This window comes from Brevibacillus sp. LEMMJ03 (assembly GCF_007197875.1).
Taxonomy (GTDB): domain Bacteria; phylum Bacillota; class Bacilli; order Brevibacillales; family Brevibacillaceae; genus Brevibacillus; species Brevibacillus thermoruber.
The window spans coordinates 55584-71946 of record NZ_VKJN01000018.1 but is presented as its reverse complement, the minus strand read 5'-3'; the positions used below and the strand labels follow the sequence as shown (position 1 = coordinate 71946).

Here is a 16363-nt window from a genome sequence, read left to right as displayed (position 1 = left end):
CCCAGTGGAATATGAAAAACAACATTCATAACAGATTGGTCTTAACTTCGTGTCAAGTAAATTAGGGAAAGTCCACTTCAGGTAAAACGATCAAGTCCATATTCGTGTGTAAATTCCCCTCGGTTTGAAAAAAATTAGCCAATGCGCGTCACTTTAGACACCACTTTTGTTGCCTGCGTTTCTCGCCATTCCAAATACTCTTCCATATCGAAATACTTCTTACCGCTTGCCCATTTTTCGTCTATCTCCATAAGCAAAGCCCCGATCAGGCGAATCACAGATTCACGGTTAGGAAAAATGCGAATGACACGTTCTCGTCGGCGAATTTCTTCGTTGAGTCGCTCCATGCCATTTGTTGTCCGAAGTCTTTTGCGGTACTTTTCGGGCAGCAGAAGAACGGCTGTGGCATCATCAAAACCATTCTCCAAAACGGAAATCGCCTTTGCAGCTTTGGCCTCGTATATTTCCACTGTTTGTTGCAACAATAACCGGGCCGTCTCAAGATCAGGTGCTTCCAAAATCGCACGAACACGGGGATACAACTCCTTCTGCAACTGCTTGGGGGTGGCGTCGAGGATATTTCGCATAAATGAGTCTGACACCGTTGCCACGTCACCCCTTGAAAATGGGTACGAATAGCTCGTACGAGCCCACCATGTTGATCGGACACAATCAGTTCTATGCCTCGTAAGCCTCGCTCTTTCAGCCAGCTAAAAAACTCGCTCCAACTGGTCTCTGTTTCACTATCTCCATACATCAGTCCAAGGACTTCTCGGTAGCCTTCTGTGTTTACACCATAGGCCAACATCACGCCGCGAGAGCGTACACGCCCCTCTTCACGCACCTTTAAAACAAGGGCATCTACAATGAGAAATAGATAGAATCTCTCTCGTAGTTTTCGGTTGTTCCAAGCCGTTACAATCGGATCCAGGCGTTTACACAGATCGAAAACAGTAGATTTAGAGAACTCGGTTCCACACAGTTCCTCCGTGATTTGGGCAACTTTTCGAGTTGATACTCCATTCACCACCATCTCCATAAGGGCTAAAACCAAGGCTTGTTCACTTCGCTGATAGCGGGCAAACATTTCTGTCGAGAACTTTCCGTTTCGAATTCGTGGCACCCGAAGGGTATCGTTCCCACCCGCGTTGTCAGTTGATGGGGATATGTACCGTTCCGATAACCTTGACGTTCATCTGTACGTTCGTACGGTTCCGCAGACAGCTGTTCCGTAGCCTGGGCCTGCAATACCTGATTCAATACCGATTCCAACAGCTGGCCACCTCCGAATCCTGCGAATTTCCGAGAAAAAGTTGCTGCAAAAGTTGTGAATCTACAGTAATCAGGTATTGAGCCATTTTCAATATCCCCTCTCTTGGAATGTTGACTGGACAACTTCATTCTAACCGAGGGTTTTTGAAATGGCTCTCTTATTTTAAAGAGACTCCGTTTTTACACAATTATATGGGCTCAACTTTTTTCCAACCCGTTCAATCACATGAACTGATCCGACATATGAAGCTCGAACATACATTGATAAATTCCGAGTAATTAGGTATGATAAATTCGATTAGTAGTTTTTAAAATTGTGAAAATACATGAAAACTGAGCGCTTGGAATCTTCCCCATCTCAACAAGCAAGATGGTGTGTGGACCCTCCCAAGAGCGAAAGACGGGCATGCAAGTACAGCCAGAAAGGGGGAACGATCATGAGCCAAACGCAGCCCTACAAAACCGTCATGTTGAACCCGCACGACCACGTCGCGGTTGCCCTTGAGCCCATTCCGGCAGGCTCTGTCGTGAGCGTCACCTGCCAGGGGCAGACGTTTTCCGTTACGCTGAACGACCCCATTGATTTTGGCCATAAGTTTGCGGTCGTTCCCATCGCCAAGAACAGCGACGTTCGCAAATACGGAGAAGTGATTGGCATTGCCACACGCGATATTTCGCCAGGCGAACATGTACATGTCCACAATATCGAAGGCAAAAGAGCCAGGGGGGATTTACGTGGCATCAAGTAATCCGGATCACTTTTGGGGGTATCGCCGTTCAGACGGACGGGTTGGCATACGCAATCACGTATTGATTCTTCCGACCATTACGTGTGCGACGCAGGCGGCAAAGCGCATTACCGATCTCGTCAGGGGAACGGTTACGTTCATCCATCAGCATGGCTGTGCACAGTTGGGTGCCGACTACGAGCAAACATTTCGGACCTATGTGGGCATGGGGGCAAACCCCAATGTGTATGGCGTCGTCGTGTTGGGACTCGGATGCGAGACGCATCAGGCACGCAGCGTCGCCGAGGAGATTGCGAAAACCGGCAAACCTGTTGAAGTGGTGTCCATTCAGGATCACGGCGGCACCTTGATGGCAATCGCGCAAGGTGCGAAGATCGCTGCGCAGATGGTGCAGGATGCGTCGGCGCAGCTTCGGGAACCCTGTCCGATGAGCGAATTGATCGTGGGGACAGAGTGCGGCGGCTCGGATGCCTGCTCGGGGCTTTCCGCCAATCCCGCCGTTGGCTATGTCAGCGATCGGATCGTCGATTTGGGCGGAACGGCCATCATCGCCGAAACGACAGAGTTGATCGGGGCGGAGCACCTGCTCGCCGAACGGGCTGTGAATGATCAGGTAGCCAAACGCGTATATGAAGTGATAAACGCGATGGAAAACCGGGCGATCAAAATGGGGGTGGATATTCGCAAGGGAAATCCGAGCCCCGGCAATATCAAAGGCGGTCTCAGCACCTTGGAAGAAAAGTCGCTCGGCGCTGCGAGCAAGGCTGGCAGCCGACCGCTGCAGGAGCTGGTCAATTACGCGGAGACTCCGACCCGCAAAGGTCTCGTGTGGATGGATACGCCCGGTCAGGACATTGAGCAGCTCACAGGCATGGTCGCCGGCGGAGCACAGATTGTCCTCTTTACGAGCGGTCGCGGAACTCCGACAGGGTCACCGATTGCGCCGGTTATTAAAATTTCGACCAATACCCGCCTGTATGAAACCATGCGGGATAACGTGGACCTCAACGCGGGAACCATTATCGAAGGCCTGGAATCGATCGAACAGGTCGGCGAGCGCATTATGCAAGAGATCTATCAGGTCGCCTCAGGCAAGATGACCAAGGCGGAAATTCTCGGGCAGGACGACTTTGGCATTTGGCGTATCGGTTCAACCTTCTAAATGCCGGTTATCGCTGCAGAGACATGTTTCGTAGTTTACTCGCACATTTTCTGAACAGCACCAACAAATACGGTAGGGAAGTTGATGACCATGCCCATTTTGGAAGGCGGATTGGATTTTGACAGTCCGATCATGGTGAAAGTGCATCAGCATTTTGATTCGACCCGGATCGATCAGACAGAGATCAGACAAATTCTCCGGGATCGCATCTGCGATCCGGCCATCAAACGCATGATCAGACCGGATATGAACATCGCACTGGCAGTAGGCAGCAGAGGGATCCGCCACCTGGATTTCATCGTGCGCACGGTCGTCGACATTCTGCGTGAAATGGGAGCGAAACCGTTTATCGTTCCCTCCATGGGCAGTCACGGCGGCGCGACACCGGAGGGGCAGAAAGGTGTCCTCCGTCATTACGGGATTACGGAGGAGACCATGGGCATTCCCATTGAAGCCTCCATGGAAACGCTGGAATTGGGGGTTGTCGATGACGTTCCTGTTTATATAAGCAGGCCGGCCTATGAGAGCGATCTGATCATCCCCATCTGTCGGGTGAAGCCGCATACCGATTTTAAGGGACGTGTCGAAAGCGGCATTTATAAAATGCTGGCGATTGGTCTGGGTAAGCATAAAGGGGCGGCCACGATCCATAAGGCGGGCTTTCCGGCGTTTGCCACGCTCATTCCGAAAATCGGGCAGTTTATCGCAGACCATGCCCCTGTGGGCTTCGCGGTATCCATCATTGAAAACAGCTACGATGAAGTGGAAAGTGTTCACATTGTCCCCAAGGAACGGATTGCCACCGAAGAGCCCAAACTTCTCATGCGCGCCAAACAACTGCTGGCAAAAATCAATATTGACCCGATCGACCTGTTGATCGTGGATCAGATCGGAAAAGACATCAGCGGAGAAGGGATGGATCCCAATGTCACCGGACGCTCACCGGCGGGTGTGGCGTTTGAGGACGTCCCGCAGATCAAACGGATTGCGGTTCTTGATTTGACCAAGGAGACGCATGGCAACGCATCGGGCATTGGCATGGCGGATGTAACGACCAGGCGATGCTTTGAAAAAATCGATTTGCAGGTGACCTACGCCAACGTCATTACAGCCGGGGTGTTTGACAGCTGCAAAATCCCCATGATTCTCGAGAATGACAAGGAACTGCTGGCGGTAGGGTTAAAGGCAGCGACGTTAACCCCACCGGACCAGGCGCGTGTGGTGCGTATTCAGGACACGCTTCATCTCTCAGAATTTTGGGTCTCGGCAAACATAGCCGAATCGTTGAAGCATGATCCCCGTTTCACGATCACCAACGAACGGCGCCCGTTTACCTTTGATGAAAACGGGAATCTCACCTGGTAATTATTCATTTCCATAGAAATCATGAAGGAGAGTGGATCGAACATGGACCATTTTAAACGACCGGGAGCCCCTGTCTTTACATCGGTGGAAGAAGAACGCCGCTATCGGAAAGAGCGGCTTGCGGGAGCGTTTCGCGTATTTGCCCAGATGGGCTATGACTATGGCGTATCCGGGCACATTACCGCCCGTGACCCGGAATATCCGGATCATTTCTGGGTAAACCCCATGGGACTGCACTTCAACTCGATAAAAGTGTCGGATTTGCTCCTTGTGAATCACAAAGGGGAGATCATCGAAGGGAAAGGCGTTCTGAACCAGGCGGCGTTTGCCATTCATTCGGCCGTTCATGCCGCCAGACCGGATGTCGTTGCCGCTGCTCACGCCCACACGATTTACGGCGAAGCGTGGTCGACACTAGGGCGACTGCTCGATCCGATTACGCAGGATTCCTGCTATTTTTACAATGATCACGCCATCTTTAACAGCTATACCGGAGAAGTGCTGGAAAAAAGCGATGGAGAAAAAATTGCGGAAGCCCTGGGCAACAAGAAAGCGATTATCCTGCAAAATCACGGCCTGCTGACCGTCGGGAAAACGGTGGATTCCGCCGCGTGGTGGTTTATCACGATGGATCGTTCGTGCAAGGTTCAACTGTTGGCCGAGGCGGCGGGCAAACCCGTTCTCATTCCCAGCCACATCGCACAGCTTACGCGAAATCAAATCGGCAGTGAAGATATCGGCTGGTTCAGCTTTCAACCGTATTGGAACAGCATCGTGAAAGAACAACCGGATTTGCTGGAATAACCTGTTCGTGAAACGAAGCAGAGAAGAAACAGCAAGGCATCGGATCGGAGAGGAGAGGGAGACATGAAGAAAAAGGTGTCGGGCATTATCCTGGCTGCCGTTCTGCTGGCCTCGCTTGTGGGCTGCGGCGGAAAGCAGGAAGCATCGCAGGGACAAGAGACGACCATCAAGGTGGGCGTAACCGCAGGGCCGCATGAAGAAATCATCAACAAAGTAAAAGAGTTGGCCGCCAAACAGGGAATTCATGTTGAGACGGTTGTCTTTAATGACTATATCACGCCAAACCGGGCGCTTACGTCGGGACAGCTCGACGTCAACAGCTATCAGACGATTCCGTTTATGGACCAGTACAACAAGGATCATAACACGAAGATTGTCCCGATTGGAAAAACGGTCACCTTCCTGATGGGCATTTACTCGAAAAAATACAAAAAGCTCGAAGATCTTCCCGAAGGAGCCACGCTCGGTCTGCAAAACGACCCGGTAAACATGTCGCGCGCCCTTCATGTGTACGAGCAGGCCGGTCTGATCAAATTAAAACCGGGTGTGGATGTGGACAAGGCGACGCCGGCGGATATCGCGGAAAATCCCAAAAACTTCCAGTTCAAGCTGCTGGATGCGGCGCTGCTGGCGCGTACACTGAACAGCCTTGACGCGTCGACCGTTAACTCCAATTTCGCCTTGAAGGAAGGGTACAAACCGAAACGGGATGCCATCTTCATGGAGAATTCGTCCCGATACGTCAACTATATTGCGACGAATGAGAAGGACAAGGACAATCCGCTCTATCACAAGCTGGTGGAATTGTACCGTTCCGACGAAGTGAAGAAGTTCATCGAGGAAACCTATGACGGCGTGATTATCACTTCCTGGTAACACGCAGGGTGTGACAGAGCTGTACCCAGAAACAGGCGTAATGAGACCCCTTCCAACCGTACGTTGCCTTCCATACGGTTGGAAGGGGTGCACGTAATCCTATTAGTTAAACAGGGCCACTACTTTCCCCAGAAGAATCCCGACAATCCCGAAGTCCGCATCACCAAACGTGGTGCCTTCAAACCCGAGAGAGCCCAGCACCGGCAGCAGCATCGCCGGCAAAAAGCTGATTAAGAGGCCGTTGACGAATGCCCCGGCAATGGCGCCGCGGCGTCCGCCTGTCGCATTTCCAAACACGCCGGCTGCAGCCCCTGTAAAGAAGTGCGGGACAAGACCTGGGACAATGACTTTCAATCCGAAAAGGGGCAGAAGGAACATGGAGACAAGCCCCGCTGCAAAGCTTGCGAAAAATCCGATGACAACCGCATTGGATGCGAACGGAAAGACCGTCGGGCAATCCAGTGCCGGGATGGCATTTGGCACCACTTTATCCGCGATCCCTTTAAATGCAGGCACAATTTCCGCGAGCAAAATCCGTACCCCTGCCAGGACAATGTATACACCTGCTGCAAACGTAATCGCTTGCAATACTGCATACACCAGATAATGTTGACCTGCGCTCAATTTCTCTTCTACAAAGCCCGGTCCCGCCACGAGGGCCACGATGACAAACAAGATCGTCATGGTTAACGAGACGGAAACCGACGTATCCCGTAAAAAACCGAGCGATTTTGGCACTTTGATATCTTCTGTCGATTTTTCCGGGTTCCCCACGACTTTTCCGATATAGCCTGCTACCAGGTAACCGATGGAGCCAAAGTGCCCCATCGCAATGTCATTGGTGCCCGTGACTTTCCTCATAAAAGGCTGCAGCATGGCAGGAGACAGGACCATCAAGGCTCCAAGAATCAGCGATCCAATGACAACCATCGGGAAGCCTTTGACACCGCCAGTGGATAAAATGACGGCAATCAGGCACGCCATAAACATGGTATGATGACCGGTTAAGAAAATGTATTTAAAGGGAGTAAATCTGGCCAGCAAGATGTTGACGATCATCCCAAACAGCATGATCAACGCCGTTTCCGCGCCAAATGTTTGCTGCGCGAGCGCTACAATGGCTTCATTGTTTGGAATGACCCCTTGGATTTGAAATGCTTTGTCGAACATGCTCCCGAAAGATCCCAATGCGCCGACCAAGATCCCTGCACCTGCTCCCAGGATCAGAAAGCCCATGATGGTTTTCAAGGTTCCCGATACGACGTCTGCCACGCCTTTTCTTTGCAGCAGCAAACCGACCAGGGCAAACAATCCTACCAATATTGACGGTGTGCCCAGGATGTCTTTCATGATTACGTTGAGCATCGGTCATCATTCCTTCGTGAAATATTGTTGTAATGCTTCCTTGATCTCTGTCTGGTTTAAAATGTTTTGCAAGCCAATCACGTAGCGTTTGCCATCTTCCAATTGACCGACAATATCTTTTGAGCCCAGATACACATCAGCCTGCTCGGTTTTGCTGGTGGCCAGATCGGTATGGGATACATCCGCCTGAATACCCATTTCCCCCAGGATTTTCTTTACGTTCATCTCCACGATAAAGCTGCTGCCCAATCCATTTCCGCATACAACCAAAATCTTTTTCATGCTTCATTCCCCCTGTTATTGGAATACATTGAGATATAGTGAAGAATGGTTTCCTTGTCATGGGCGCCAATGATCCTGTCGATATTGTCTTCTTCCGACAGCATCATCGACAGTTGGGCCAATGCTTGTAGATGGGTTTCATTATCGACAGCGGCCAGTACGATGATGAGCTGTGCTTCACGCACCTGCGTTTCCGAAAATGAAACCGGCTGTTTCAACCGAAGCAAACTCATTCCGATTCGATTTACCCCTTGCTCCGGTCTCGCATGCGGCAGCGCCACCTTGGGCGCGATCACGATATAGGGACCATTTTCTTCTACATTGGCAATCATCGCTTGCACATACGCCTCTGTGATGGACTGACTTTTCAGGAGCGGCTCGGCTGCCAGACGAATCGCTTCCTTCCAATCGCTCACGGAGTCCTTTAGCTGAATACATTCTTCTTGCAACAACTCGTCAAGCATAGGTTTTCTCTCCCTCTTTATCTGTTTCTGCTGGTGCAGCACCTGCCTGATTTCCTCTGCCAACTGATCTTCCTTTTCCACGACCGCATATTTTTTCACGATATCTACGATCGTTTGCGCCGTTATATGGGAGGGCGCACTATGGGAAACCGCTTCCATTTCATTGAGTAACTGAACCTTGTCTCGATCTGTTAAAATCGGGTTCACCAAAATGATCCGATGACGCGGGTTCGCGATTTTTGTTGTAGAAACAACCAGATCCACGTCTTCTTGAAAGTGCTCATATTGCCTAAGGGTGATCGGCCCAAGCAGATCGATGTTGGAGAATAAACCATCCAGTTGCTGAACCAGTATGCGCGACGTGCCAACCCCGTTTGCGCATACCAGCAATACCCGCCTCAGGGTGGTTGCGGTGATTCCTTGCCGGCGCATCCATCCCCCAAAATGAACCGTTATATAGGCAATCTCGTCATCGCTAATCGATTTGCCGACCAACTGCTCCAAGGGGGAAATGCTTTTTTTCGTGAGTTCATAGATATCACGGTATTGGCGTTGAATCACCTCTTTCAACGGGTTGGTCACGTCCATGTCGTAAAGGAACCGATAATAGGCTGGCTGCAGATGAATATACAAATTGCGTTCCAACTGAACGCGCTGATCAAATACAACACAGGCTCGCATTTCAAACAGATCAACCATATCCGCAATCGCCTGTTTTAAAGCGGGAATTTCATTCGTTTCCGCTGATTGCCCGAATTCATTCACTTTTGCACTTAACAACAATGTGGCCAGATAACATTTTTCATCCTGCGGGAGCTGTAGCGGCAAGACACGTTCCAGTGTTTGGATGACTTGATAATGCCTGGTCTCCACAATGCGCTTGATTTGTCTTTGCGGAAAAGCAATCGCATTCCCGCCCATTATCCGCTTTACATAATACGTAAAGAGATAGCTTAATGACTTCGTCGTATCCTCGGCAAATTGAACCTGCAAATGCTTTTCGCAATCGTTCAACCATTGCAGGATGATGTCGGGAATCGGGACGTCTGTATCATCCTCATGGAGATCTTGCAAAAGCAGCTCCTGACCATCATGCAGCAGGGAATGGACATAATGACTCAACACATTGCGGATCGTCAATTCATCGCCGGTAATTTCATACCCGTTCGCATAGGAGTACGAGAGGCTCAAGCCGTGCTTTTCCACTTCCTCTTTGACCTTCTTGAGATCGTTTAGAATCGTATTGCGGCTGACGCCTGTTTTCTCCATGCACTCGTGAGTGGTAATGCGTTTGTTCGCCAGAAGTACATACAGCAGCAAATAAACTTGCCTTTCTCCTGAACGCAGGGCATAGCCATTCGGCTTCTTTTCCCCGATGATCCGGGCCGCTGCCTGTCTGCTGCTTTCGTCCAGATAATAGCCTTTCGCATAGATGTACTGGACTTGCGGCAGACCTGCTTCTTTGAGCCAATCATTGATTTTATGGATATCGTAGTACAACGTTCTTCGTGAAATCGAGAAATGCTCCATCAGTTCTTTGACGGACAGGTAATGATGAGACTGCACAAGAAGCTGCAACATTTGCATTGTTCTTTTGTCTAACATGGCGGCCACCTTTTAGCACAAAATCATGCACAAATTGCTGCACAGGAGATTGACTGGCATCGTCTCTATGGCTTTACTTTACATCAAATCTGCCTGCACAGTTAGACCGAATTTACCCCATGAGATTGTGCAAAAATTGTACTCAAAACAAAAAAGCCCGCCTGTCGCTGCGGACGATATGGACATGAACCGGGAACTCTCTCTGATCGACTGATTCCTGGCTTGCCGGATGTACGGCTCGCCGCAGCCTCTCTAAAAAAAAGAACCTTTAATCCGCAGGCAGATTAAAAGTTCGGTGTTACATTTCCAATATATACAATGTCTTACGTTTTTTCAATCATTTCCTTTTCAATCTCTTTAAAAAATGTTGCGTTAACTTTTAACTATAGACAAGTTCTTTTTCGGTCAGACCCAGCGTCTGCGCGGTTGACGTCTGAATTTCTTGCAAAAGATCCGGGTTTTTCACGAGTGACACACCATAAGACGGAATCATTTCTTTAATTTTCCGTTTCCACTCTGTCATCTGCTGCGGGAAGCATTTCTCCAATACCTCCAGCATCACATGAACGACCGTAGAAGCACCCGGAGAAGCGCCAAGCAGCGCGGCTACCGAGCCGTCAGCGGCAGTAACCACTTCCGTACCGAATTGAAGGGTTCCTTTGCCGCCTTCCTTTGTATCTTTGATTACCTGCACACGTTGGCCCGCTACCACGATATCCCAATCTTCGCTTTTGGCGGTCGGAATAAACTCGCGCAGTTCTTCCATGCGCTGTTCATTCGACAACAGAACTTGCTGGATCAGATACTTGGTCAATTTCATCTCTTTTACGCCTGCCGCCAGCATCGTCAAGACGTTATCCGGTTTTACGGAACGGATCAAGTCAAAATAGGAACCCGTTTTCAAGAATTTTGGTGAGAAGCCGGCAAACGGTCCAAACAGCAACGTTTTTTGATTATCAATATATCTGGTATCCAGATGCGGAACAGACATGGGTGGAGCGCCAACCTTGGCTTTGCCGTATACCTTTGCATGGTGCTTGGCGACCACGTCCGGATTTTTACATACCATGAACAGTCCGCTAACCGGGAATCCGCCAATCCGTTTCGACTCCGGAATACCCGTTTTTTGCAGCAGCGGCAGACTTCCGCCCCCAGCGCCGATAAACACGAATTTTGCCGTATGGGTTTCGATGTTACCGCTGTCGAGATCATGCACTTTCACTTTCCACGAGCCGTCGCTCGCACGCGTAATATCCTTAACCTGATGCTTGTAGCGGATCTCGACGTTTTGATTCTTCAAGTGGTCAAACAACATGCGTGTCAACGCACCAAAGTTGACATCCGTTCCCGAATCGATTTTTGTGGCCGCGATCGGTTCATTCACGGTACGGCCTTCCATGATCAGCGGAAACCATTCCTTCAATTTGACAGGGTCATCGGAAAACTCCATCCCTTTAAACAGCGGGATGTTCGACAGCGCTTCAAAACGTTTTTTCAAAAACGCTACATTCTTTTCCCCTTGTACGAAACTCATATGAGGAATGGGCATGATAAAGTCTTTCGGATTCCGAATCAGATTACGGTTTACCAGATAAGACCAAAACTGTTTGGAAAGCTGAAATTGTTCATTGATTCTTATCGCTTTGCTAATATCGACAGACCCGTCAGATTTTTCGGGTGTATAGTTAAGCTCACATAGAGCAGCATGGCCCGTCCCTGCATTATTCCATTCGTTAGAGCTCTCTTCACCTGCGACTGGGAGTTTCTCAAACACTTTGATTTCCCATTCCGGTGCTAACTCTTTCAGCAATGTTCCCAAAGTCGCGCTCATGATTCCGGCACCAATTAAGATAACGTCTGTTTTCTTCTGGATATTGCTCATGATACCCCTTCCTTTTAAAAGAGTAGGCGCTCCTGCTTAGACATACAAAAGGAAGGCCCCCGCCTCGGAACACACCTTCTGTCTCAATTAAACCATCATACTCTATTATGATACCTATCGTTACAAATATCTACTATAAACTGATGGGGATAATCCATTTAGGTGCTGGTAATGATGGGGAGAAGTTTGCGAGGGCCTGAGAACACGCAAAAATCAAAGCCTTACCCCGGATTCTTGCAAGGGGTAAGGCTATTATACTAACCACATGAGATTCCTGACACACTCTTGGTTATCCTGCATGCAGGATCAAGGAGGTCCCGGTTCCCGAAAAGTTTGTTTGCGTATCAAGAGATGGTAAACCATCGTCAACATCCGATGGGCGACAGACACAGTGTCGCAGGTTGCCCTTCTTCGAGCGTCGATGCGATGATAGAGACTAGTCAATAGGTATTCCATGTACGAGCGGCTACCTTTCAAGCACGATGTCACATCCGCTTTACGATCACTTGTAATACGGTTCTCTGCTCTGTCTGTAACGGCAAGTTATTTAACCCATAAACAATAAAATGCCTCTTGGTACTGACCGAAGAGGCTTAGACATTTTTATGATATACGTTGAATTAATTTGTCAATAATCTCGTTTATCGTATCATCTTGGGTAGTATCCTTACCTTTCAAGTCAATCCCAACAATATCTTGGGGAATACCTACAAATGGCGTATCGTCTAAATAGATTGGAATAACAGCTCCATCTTTAACGCGTGGAACAAAACATTCCCTTTCAAATGTTGGCCAAATTTTTTCTTTATGATACACATCTAATAAGCAGACAACATATTTTGATTTGTCCTTAAAAATTTCCGCAAATGTACTACTCCATGTGGCTCCTAAATAATTTGCCTCAAACAATTCATCAAAAAAAACTGAGCAATCATTGGATATTAATCTTTGAGTGATCTCTTTGGCAAGTGTTCTATTTTCACCAGCAAATGACAAAGCAAAATCAAAGTCATATTGTTTCTCTTGATTTTTAAATCCACACACTTTTCTTAAGGCTTCCCAATCTAAGTGTTTGATATAATAAAACAATGCTGGGTCCTCAATTGCAAAGTTTTTTGTATCTGAGTTGTAGTAAAAATACCGTTCACAAATCGGTTTGGTGTCTAATAACACCTTTAATCGTTTTTCCTTAATGTTATTTATGCTCCCGCTAACTTCTGGAAAATTATCAGCTAACTCCTTTAAGTCAACAATAGCGCTGTCTTGTTCACTTACACACTTAAGAAGACGATAGTAAGGATCATTAGTAGGCCTAAAACGTTTCCCTCGGCAAAACTCTTTTACAGCGTCACCATAACTACTTTCTAATCGATTAATTACTCGACGTCTTAAGTCTTCTAATCTAAAAGACAATTCCCTTTTTTCTTCTAAAGTCTCAATTGTTTCATTCATTAGACATATGGTTTGACAAAGTAACTGTGTTAACCAGTAATCACCTTTGGATTCTGTAAATATAGTTTCTTTATCACTAATCACAATATTTAGTCTCTCTTCACCTAGGGCTATTAATTCAAAAATCGTATCTTTAGATGCAGGTAATATTTTGTGAATACCACACCTTTTTGCAATATCCGGGACTAGTTGTATCAATTCACTTCCAACTTTATTTATTCCTAAAATAACCAATTTGGGCAACCCAGCATCCTCTGGCTCTTCAGCAGCAATTTTAATAATGTCTGCTAATTTACCCTGAATGTCATTCGATAGCCTATGAAAGTCATCTATTACATATTTACCACTTAGTTTTCCTTCTGATATAGAATTTATCTTGGTGACGTCTGAGGCTTTCCGAGCAGATAAATACTCAAACCCACTCGTCGGCAAATGATTTTCCATAATCTTTTTTACAGTGGTAGTTTTCCCTGTTCCTGATTGTCCCTCAAGGATGACAGGCTTTCCAGGATTCCTTATATCTACTAGAATATCATTATAGTTTGGCGGTTTAACAAAGGTGTATTGTGGTACACCCTCTGTCCTGTATATATCCTCTACTGCGTATTTCATATCCATCTGCCCCTTTTTTAATAAAGCTCTAGTTTTATCTTTATATAACATGAATGATCAATTTGTCAAACTTTCCATTATTTATGATAAGGCTCCCCCCTGCTAATCCGAAACGCCCGGTACACCTGCTCCAGCAGGATCAACCGAACCAACTGATGCGGAAACGTCATCTTGGAAAACGACAACTGCGCATCGGCCCGCTTCAGCACCTCGGGCGACAGTCCGAGGGAGCCGCCGATCACGAACGCGATCTGGCTGCGTCCGTGCAGGGCCAGCCTGTCCATCTCGGCGGAGAGCTTCTCCGAGGACCACATCTGGCCGTCGATGGCGAGCGCGATCACGTACTGGTCGGGTTTGAGCTGGGCGAGGATGCGCTCGCCCTCCCGGCGCTTCACCTGCTCCATCTCGCTGGGGCTCAGCTCTTCCGGCGCTTTTTCGTCGGCCACCTCCACCACCTGCAGCTTGCAGTAGGCGGAGAGGCGCTTGCTGTATTCGTCGATCCCTTCGCGCAGATATTTTTCTTTCAGTTTGCCCACGGCGACAATCGCGATCTGCACGTCCTACATTCCTTTCCCGCGGAGGAGCGCGATCTTGCCCTCGGCGCCGCACACCCGGCAGCGCTTGTCCAGGATGCCGCCTTCCACGTCTTCGGCCCGATACGTGTCCGGCGCCGCCTCAAATTGATCCACGTACTCATCGATCTCCTGGTCGACGTGCTCCATGCAGGCAAACCGCACCGGGTGTTCCGGGTGCAGCTCCACCTCTGTTCCAGCGATGCGGATTGTTTGTGCGGTTGGCTGCTCGTTCGTGTTTCTGGTCTTCTGCTCCATGTGTTCCGCTCCTTTTTCTTTCTCGTTACCCGTCCTTATTCTACCCAAGTTCCAGGAAAGGTCAAATGACGCTGTCCCCGTTCCGGGAAAGCGCCCCCGTCATTTCCCGCGAAGGAGGCGGGCCGGCCGGATCGCCAGGCGGTGGGTGTCGTCCGGAAATCCGCCCGCCTCCCCTACAAAATCGGCGACAGCAGCCGCGTCAGCGACTCTTTCAGCCGCACGACGATCGGCCGCTGCTCGTACGCCTCCATGGTCACTTCCGTACAGTCGGCCAAGTCCTGCCGAAAGATCTGCTCCAGATGGGTGGCCAGATCCGTATCGAACAGAAAGGCATTCGTCTCAAAATTGATCTTGAAGCTGCGGATGTCCAGGTTGGCGCTGCCGACCGAGGCGATTTCGCCGTCGACGACCATCGTCTTGGCGTGCAGGAAGCCCTTGTCGTACCGGAAGCAGCGGACGCCGCTCTTCAACAGCTCGCCGATGTAGGATTGCGACGCCCAGTAGACCAGTTTGTGGTCGGCGCGGCCGGGGATCATGACCCGGACGTCGACGCCGGACATGGCCGCCATCTTCAGGGCCGTCAGCAGGCTGTCGTCCGGGATCAGGTAGGGCGTCTGCACAAAGATGCGCTTTTTTGCCTTGTAGATCATTTTCAGATAGCCGTGCTTGATCTGCTGCTTCTCCGAATTGGGGCCGCTGGACACGATCTGGACGCCCACGCTGCCGGCCGCGACCGGCTCGGGGAAGTACCGCGGCAACTCCTCCATTCGCCGGGTGGCGGACAGGTTCCAATCGAGGAAAAAGCGGGCCTGCAGCATGGGAACGGCGCTGCCGGTCAGCTTCAGATGGGTGTCCCGCCAGTAGCCGAGCCGTTTGTGCAGTCCCAGATACTCGTCGCCGACGTTGAATCCGCCGATGAAGCCGGTCCTGCCGTCGATGACGGCGATCTTCCGGTGGTTGCGGAAGTTGACCCAGATGTTCACGTAGGGAATCCGCGACGGAAAGAACGCGGCCACCTGTCCGCCCTCCTTCACCAGCGGGCGGAAGAAGCGGGTGGACAGGTGGGACGAGCCGATCGCGTCGTACAGCAGTCGGACCTCCACCCCCTGCCGCGCCTTGTCGGCCAGGGCCCGGATGAGCCGTCCGCCCAGGTCGTCATCGCGAAGGATGTAGGTCGTGATATGGATATGGTCACGCGCTTCGTCGATACTCTGAAACAGCGCGTCAAATAGGCTGTAGCCTTCGGTATACACCTCGACCGTATTGTCCTGGGTAAGCAGCGCGGCGTCGCTGGCCACATTCATCAGGATCATGTCCCGATGATCGCGCATGGCCGGATCGCGAAAGCACAGCGTTCCGTTTTCAAGCTGCCGCATCTGCCGCTCCACCGCCTCCTGAAACCGGGAAAACTCGCCTTCGCGCAGCCTGTACAGCTTTCGCCGCGTCAATTTCTGTCCGAACAGCAGATAAAACACGAATCCCACGCCGGGCAAAAACAGCAGCACCATCAGCCACGCCCAGGTGGCGGCAATGTTGCGCCTCTCCATAAAAATGAGAATGGCCGCCAGCAGCAGGTTGGCAATCGTCAAGAGGGAAACGATTTGTTGAAACAGTTCCATATCCCATCCGTCCCTGTTGGCGCG

Annotated in this window: 13 protein-coding genes and 1 pseudogene; 5 read left to right on the top strand and 9 right to left on the bottom strand. The window is 49.8% G+C overall.

The window, feature by feature from the left end:
- Positions 1–134: 134 nt before the first annotated feature.
- A pseudogene (locus tag FOI68_RS19090) lies at positions 135–1358 on the bottom strand (IS256 family transposase).
- 351 nt (positions 1359–1709) lie between these two features.
- Between FOI68_RS19090 and FOI68_RS19085 the strand changes: the two are divergent.
- The 5 genes from FOI68_RS19085 (at position 1710) to FOI68_RS19065 (ending at position 6228) form a co-directional block, all read left to right on the top strand.
- On the top strand, positions 1710–2021 hold the full coding sequence (locus tag FOI68_RS19085) for a UxaA family hydrolase (protein WP_143864032.1): 312 nt from the start codon (positions 1710–1712) through the stop codon (positions 2019–2021).
- A complete protein-coding gene (locus FOI68_RS19080; protein WP_035296413.1) occupies positions 2008–3183 on the top strand; it encodes a UxaA family hydrolase in 1176 nt (391 codons plus the stop codon). Before FOI68_RS19085 ends, FOI68_RS19080 begins: the two co-directional genes overlap by 14 nt.
- A 90-nt stretch (positions 3184–3273) precedes the next feature.
- A complete protein-coding gene (locus FOI68_RS19075; RefSeq protein ID WP_185973985.1) occupies positions 3274–4548 on the top strand; it encodes a nickel pincer cofactor-dependent isomerase, group 22 in 1275 nt (424 codons plus the stop codon).
- Between the two features lie 42 nt (positions 4549–4590).
- The gene (locus tag FOI68_RS19070) at positions 4591–5352 is read left to right on the top strand and encodes a class II aldolase/adducin family protein (protein WP_029100521.1); all 762 of its coding nucleotides are present in this window, start codon (positions 4591–4593) and stop codon (positions 5350–5352) included.
- A gap of 63 nt (positions 5353–5415) precedes the next feature.
- Positions 5416–6228, top strand: a complete 813-nt coding sequence (locus FOI68_RS19065) for a MetQ/NlpA family ABC transporter substrate-binding protein (protein WP_143864030.1) — start codon at positions 5416–5418, stop codon at positions 6226–6228.
- A 102-nt stretch (positions 6229–6330) separates the two neighbouring features.
- On the opposite strand, the gene FOI68_RS19060 is transcribed toward FOI68_RS19065, so the two are convergent.
- The 8 genes from FOI68_RS19060 to cls form a co-directional block, all read right to left on the bottom strand.
- Positions 6331–7593 (bottom strand): PTS ascorbate transporter subunit IIC, encoded by a 1263-nt coding sequence (locus FOI68_RS19060; protein ID WP_029100523.1) that lies wholly within the window; start codon positions 7591–7593, stop codon positions 6331–6333.
- Between the two features lie 6 nt (positions 7594–7599).
- Positions 7600–7875: a PTS sugar transporter subunit IIB gene (locus FOI68_RS19055; protein ID WP_029100524.1), complete on the bottom strand. Its 276-nt coding sequence runs from the start codon at positions 7873–7875 to the stop codon at positions 7600–7602.
- Entirely contained in the window at positions 7872–9944 is a 2073-nt protein-coding gene (locus FOI68_RS19050) for a BglG family transcription antiterminator (protein WP_065067525.1), read from the bottom strand. The genes FOI68_RS19055 and FOI68_RS19050 overlap by 4 nt, the downstream gene beginning before the upstream one ends.
- A 379-nt stretch (positions 9945–10323) precedes the next feature.
- Entirely contained in the window at positions 10324–11826 is a 1503-nt protein-coding gene (locus FOI68_RS19045) for a malate:quinone oxidoreductase (protein ID WP_143864029.1), read from the bottom strand.
- Between the two features lie 603 nt (positions 11827–12429).
- Positions 12430–13890 (bottom strand): TIR domain-containing protein, encoded by a 1461-nt coding sequence (locus FOI68_RS19040; RefSeq protein ID WP_221935129.1) that lies wholly within the window; start codon positions 13888–13890, stop codon positions 12430–12432.
- 77 nt (positions 13891–13967) lie between these two features.
- A complete protein-coding gene (rlmH, locus tag FOI68_RS19035; RefSeq protein WP_143864028.1) occupies positions 13968–14447 on the bottom strand; it encodes a 23S rRNA (pseudouridine(1915)-N(3))-methyltransferase RlmH in 480 nt (159 codons plus the stop codon).
- 3 nt (positions 14448–14450) lie between these two features.
- Positions 14451–14720, bottom strand: a complete 270-nt coding sequence (locus tag FOI68_RS19030) for a CxxH/CxxC protein (protein ID WP_143864027.1) — start codon at positions 14718–14720, stop codon at positions 14451–14453.
- A 173-nt stretch (positions 14721–14893) separates the two neighbouring features.
- Positions 14894–16339, bottom strand: coding sequence for a cardiolipin synthase (gene cls, locus FOI68_RS19025; protein WP_143864033.1), 1446 nt, complete (start codon positions 16337–16339; stop codon positions 14894–14896).
- Positions 16340–16363: the final 24 nt, after the last annotated feature.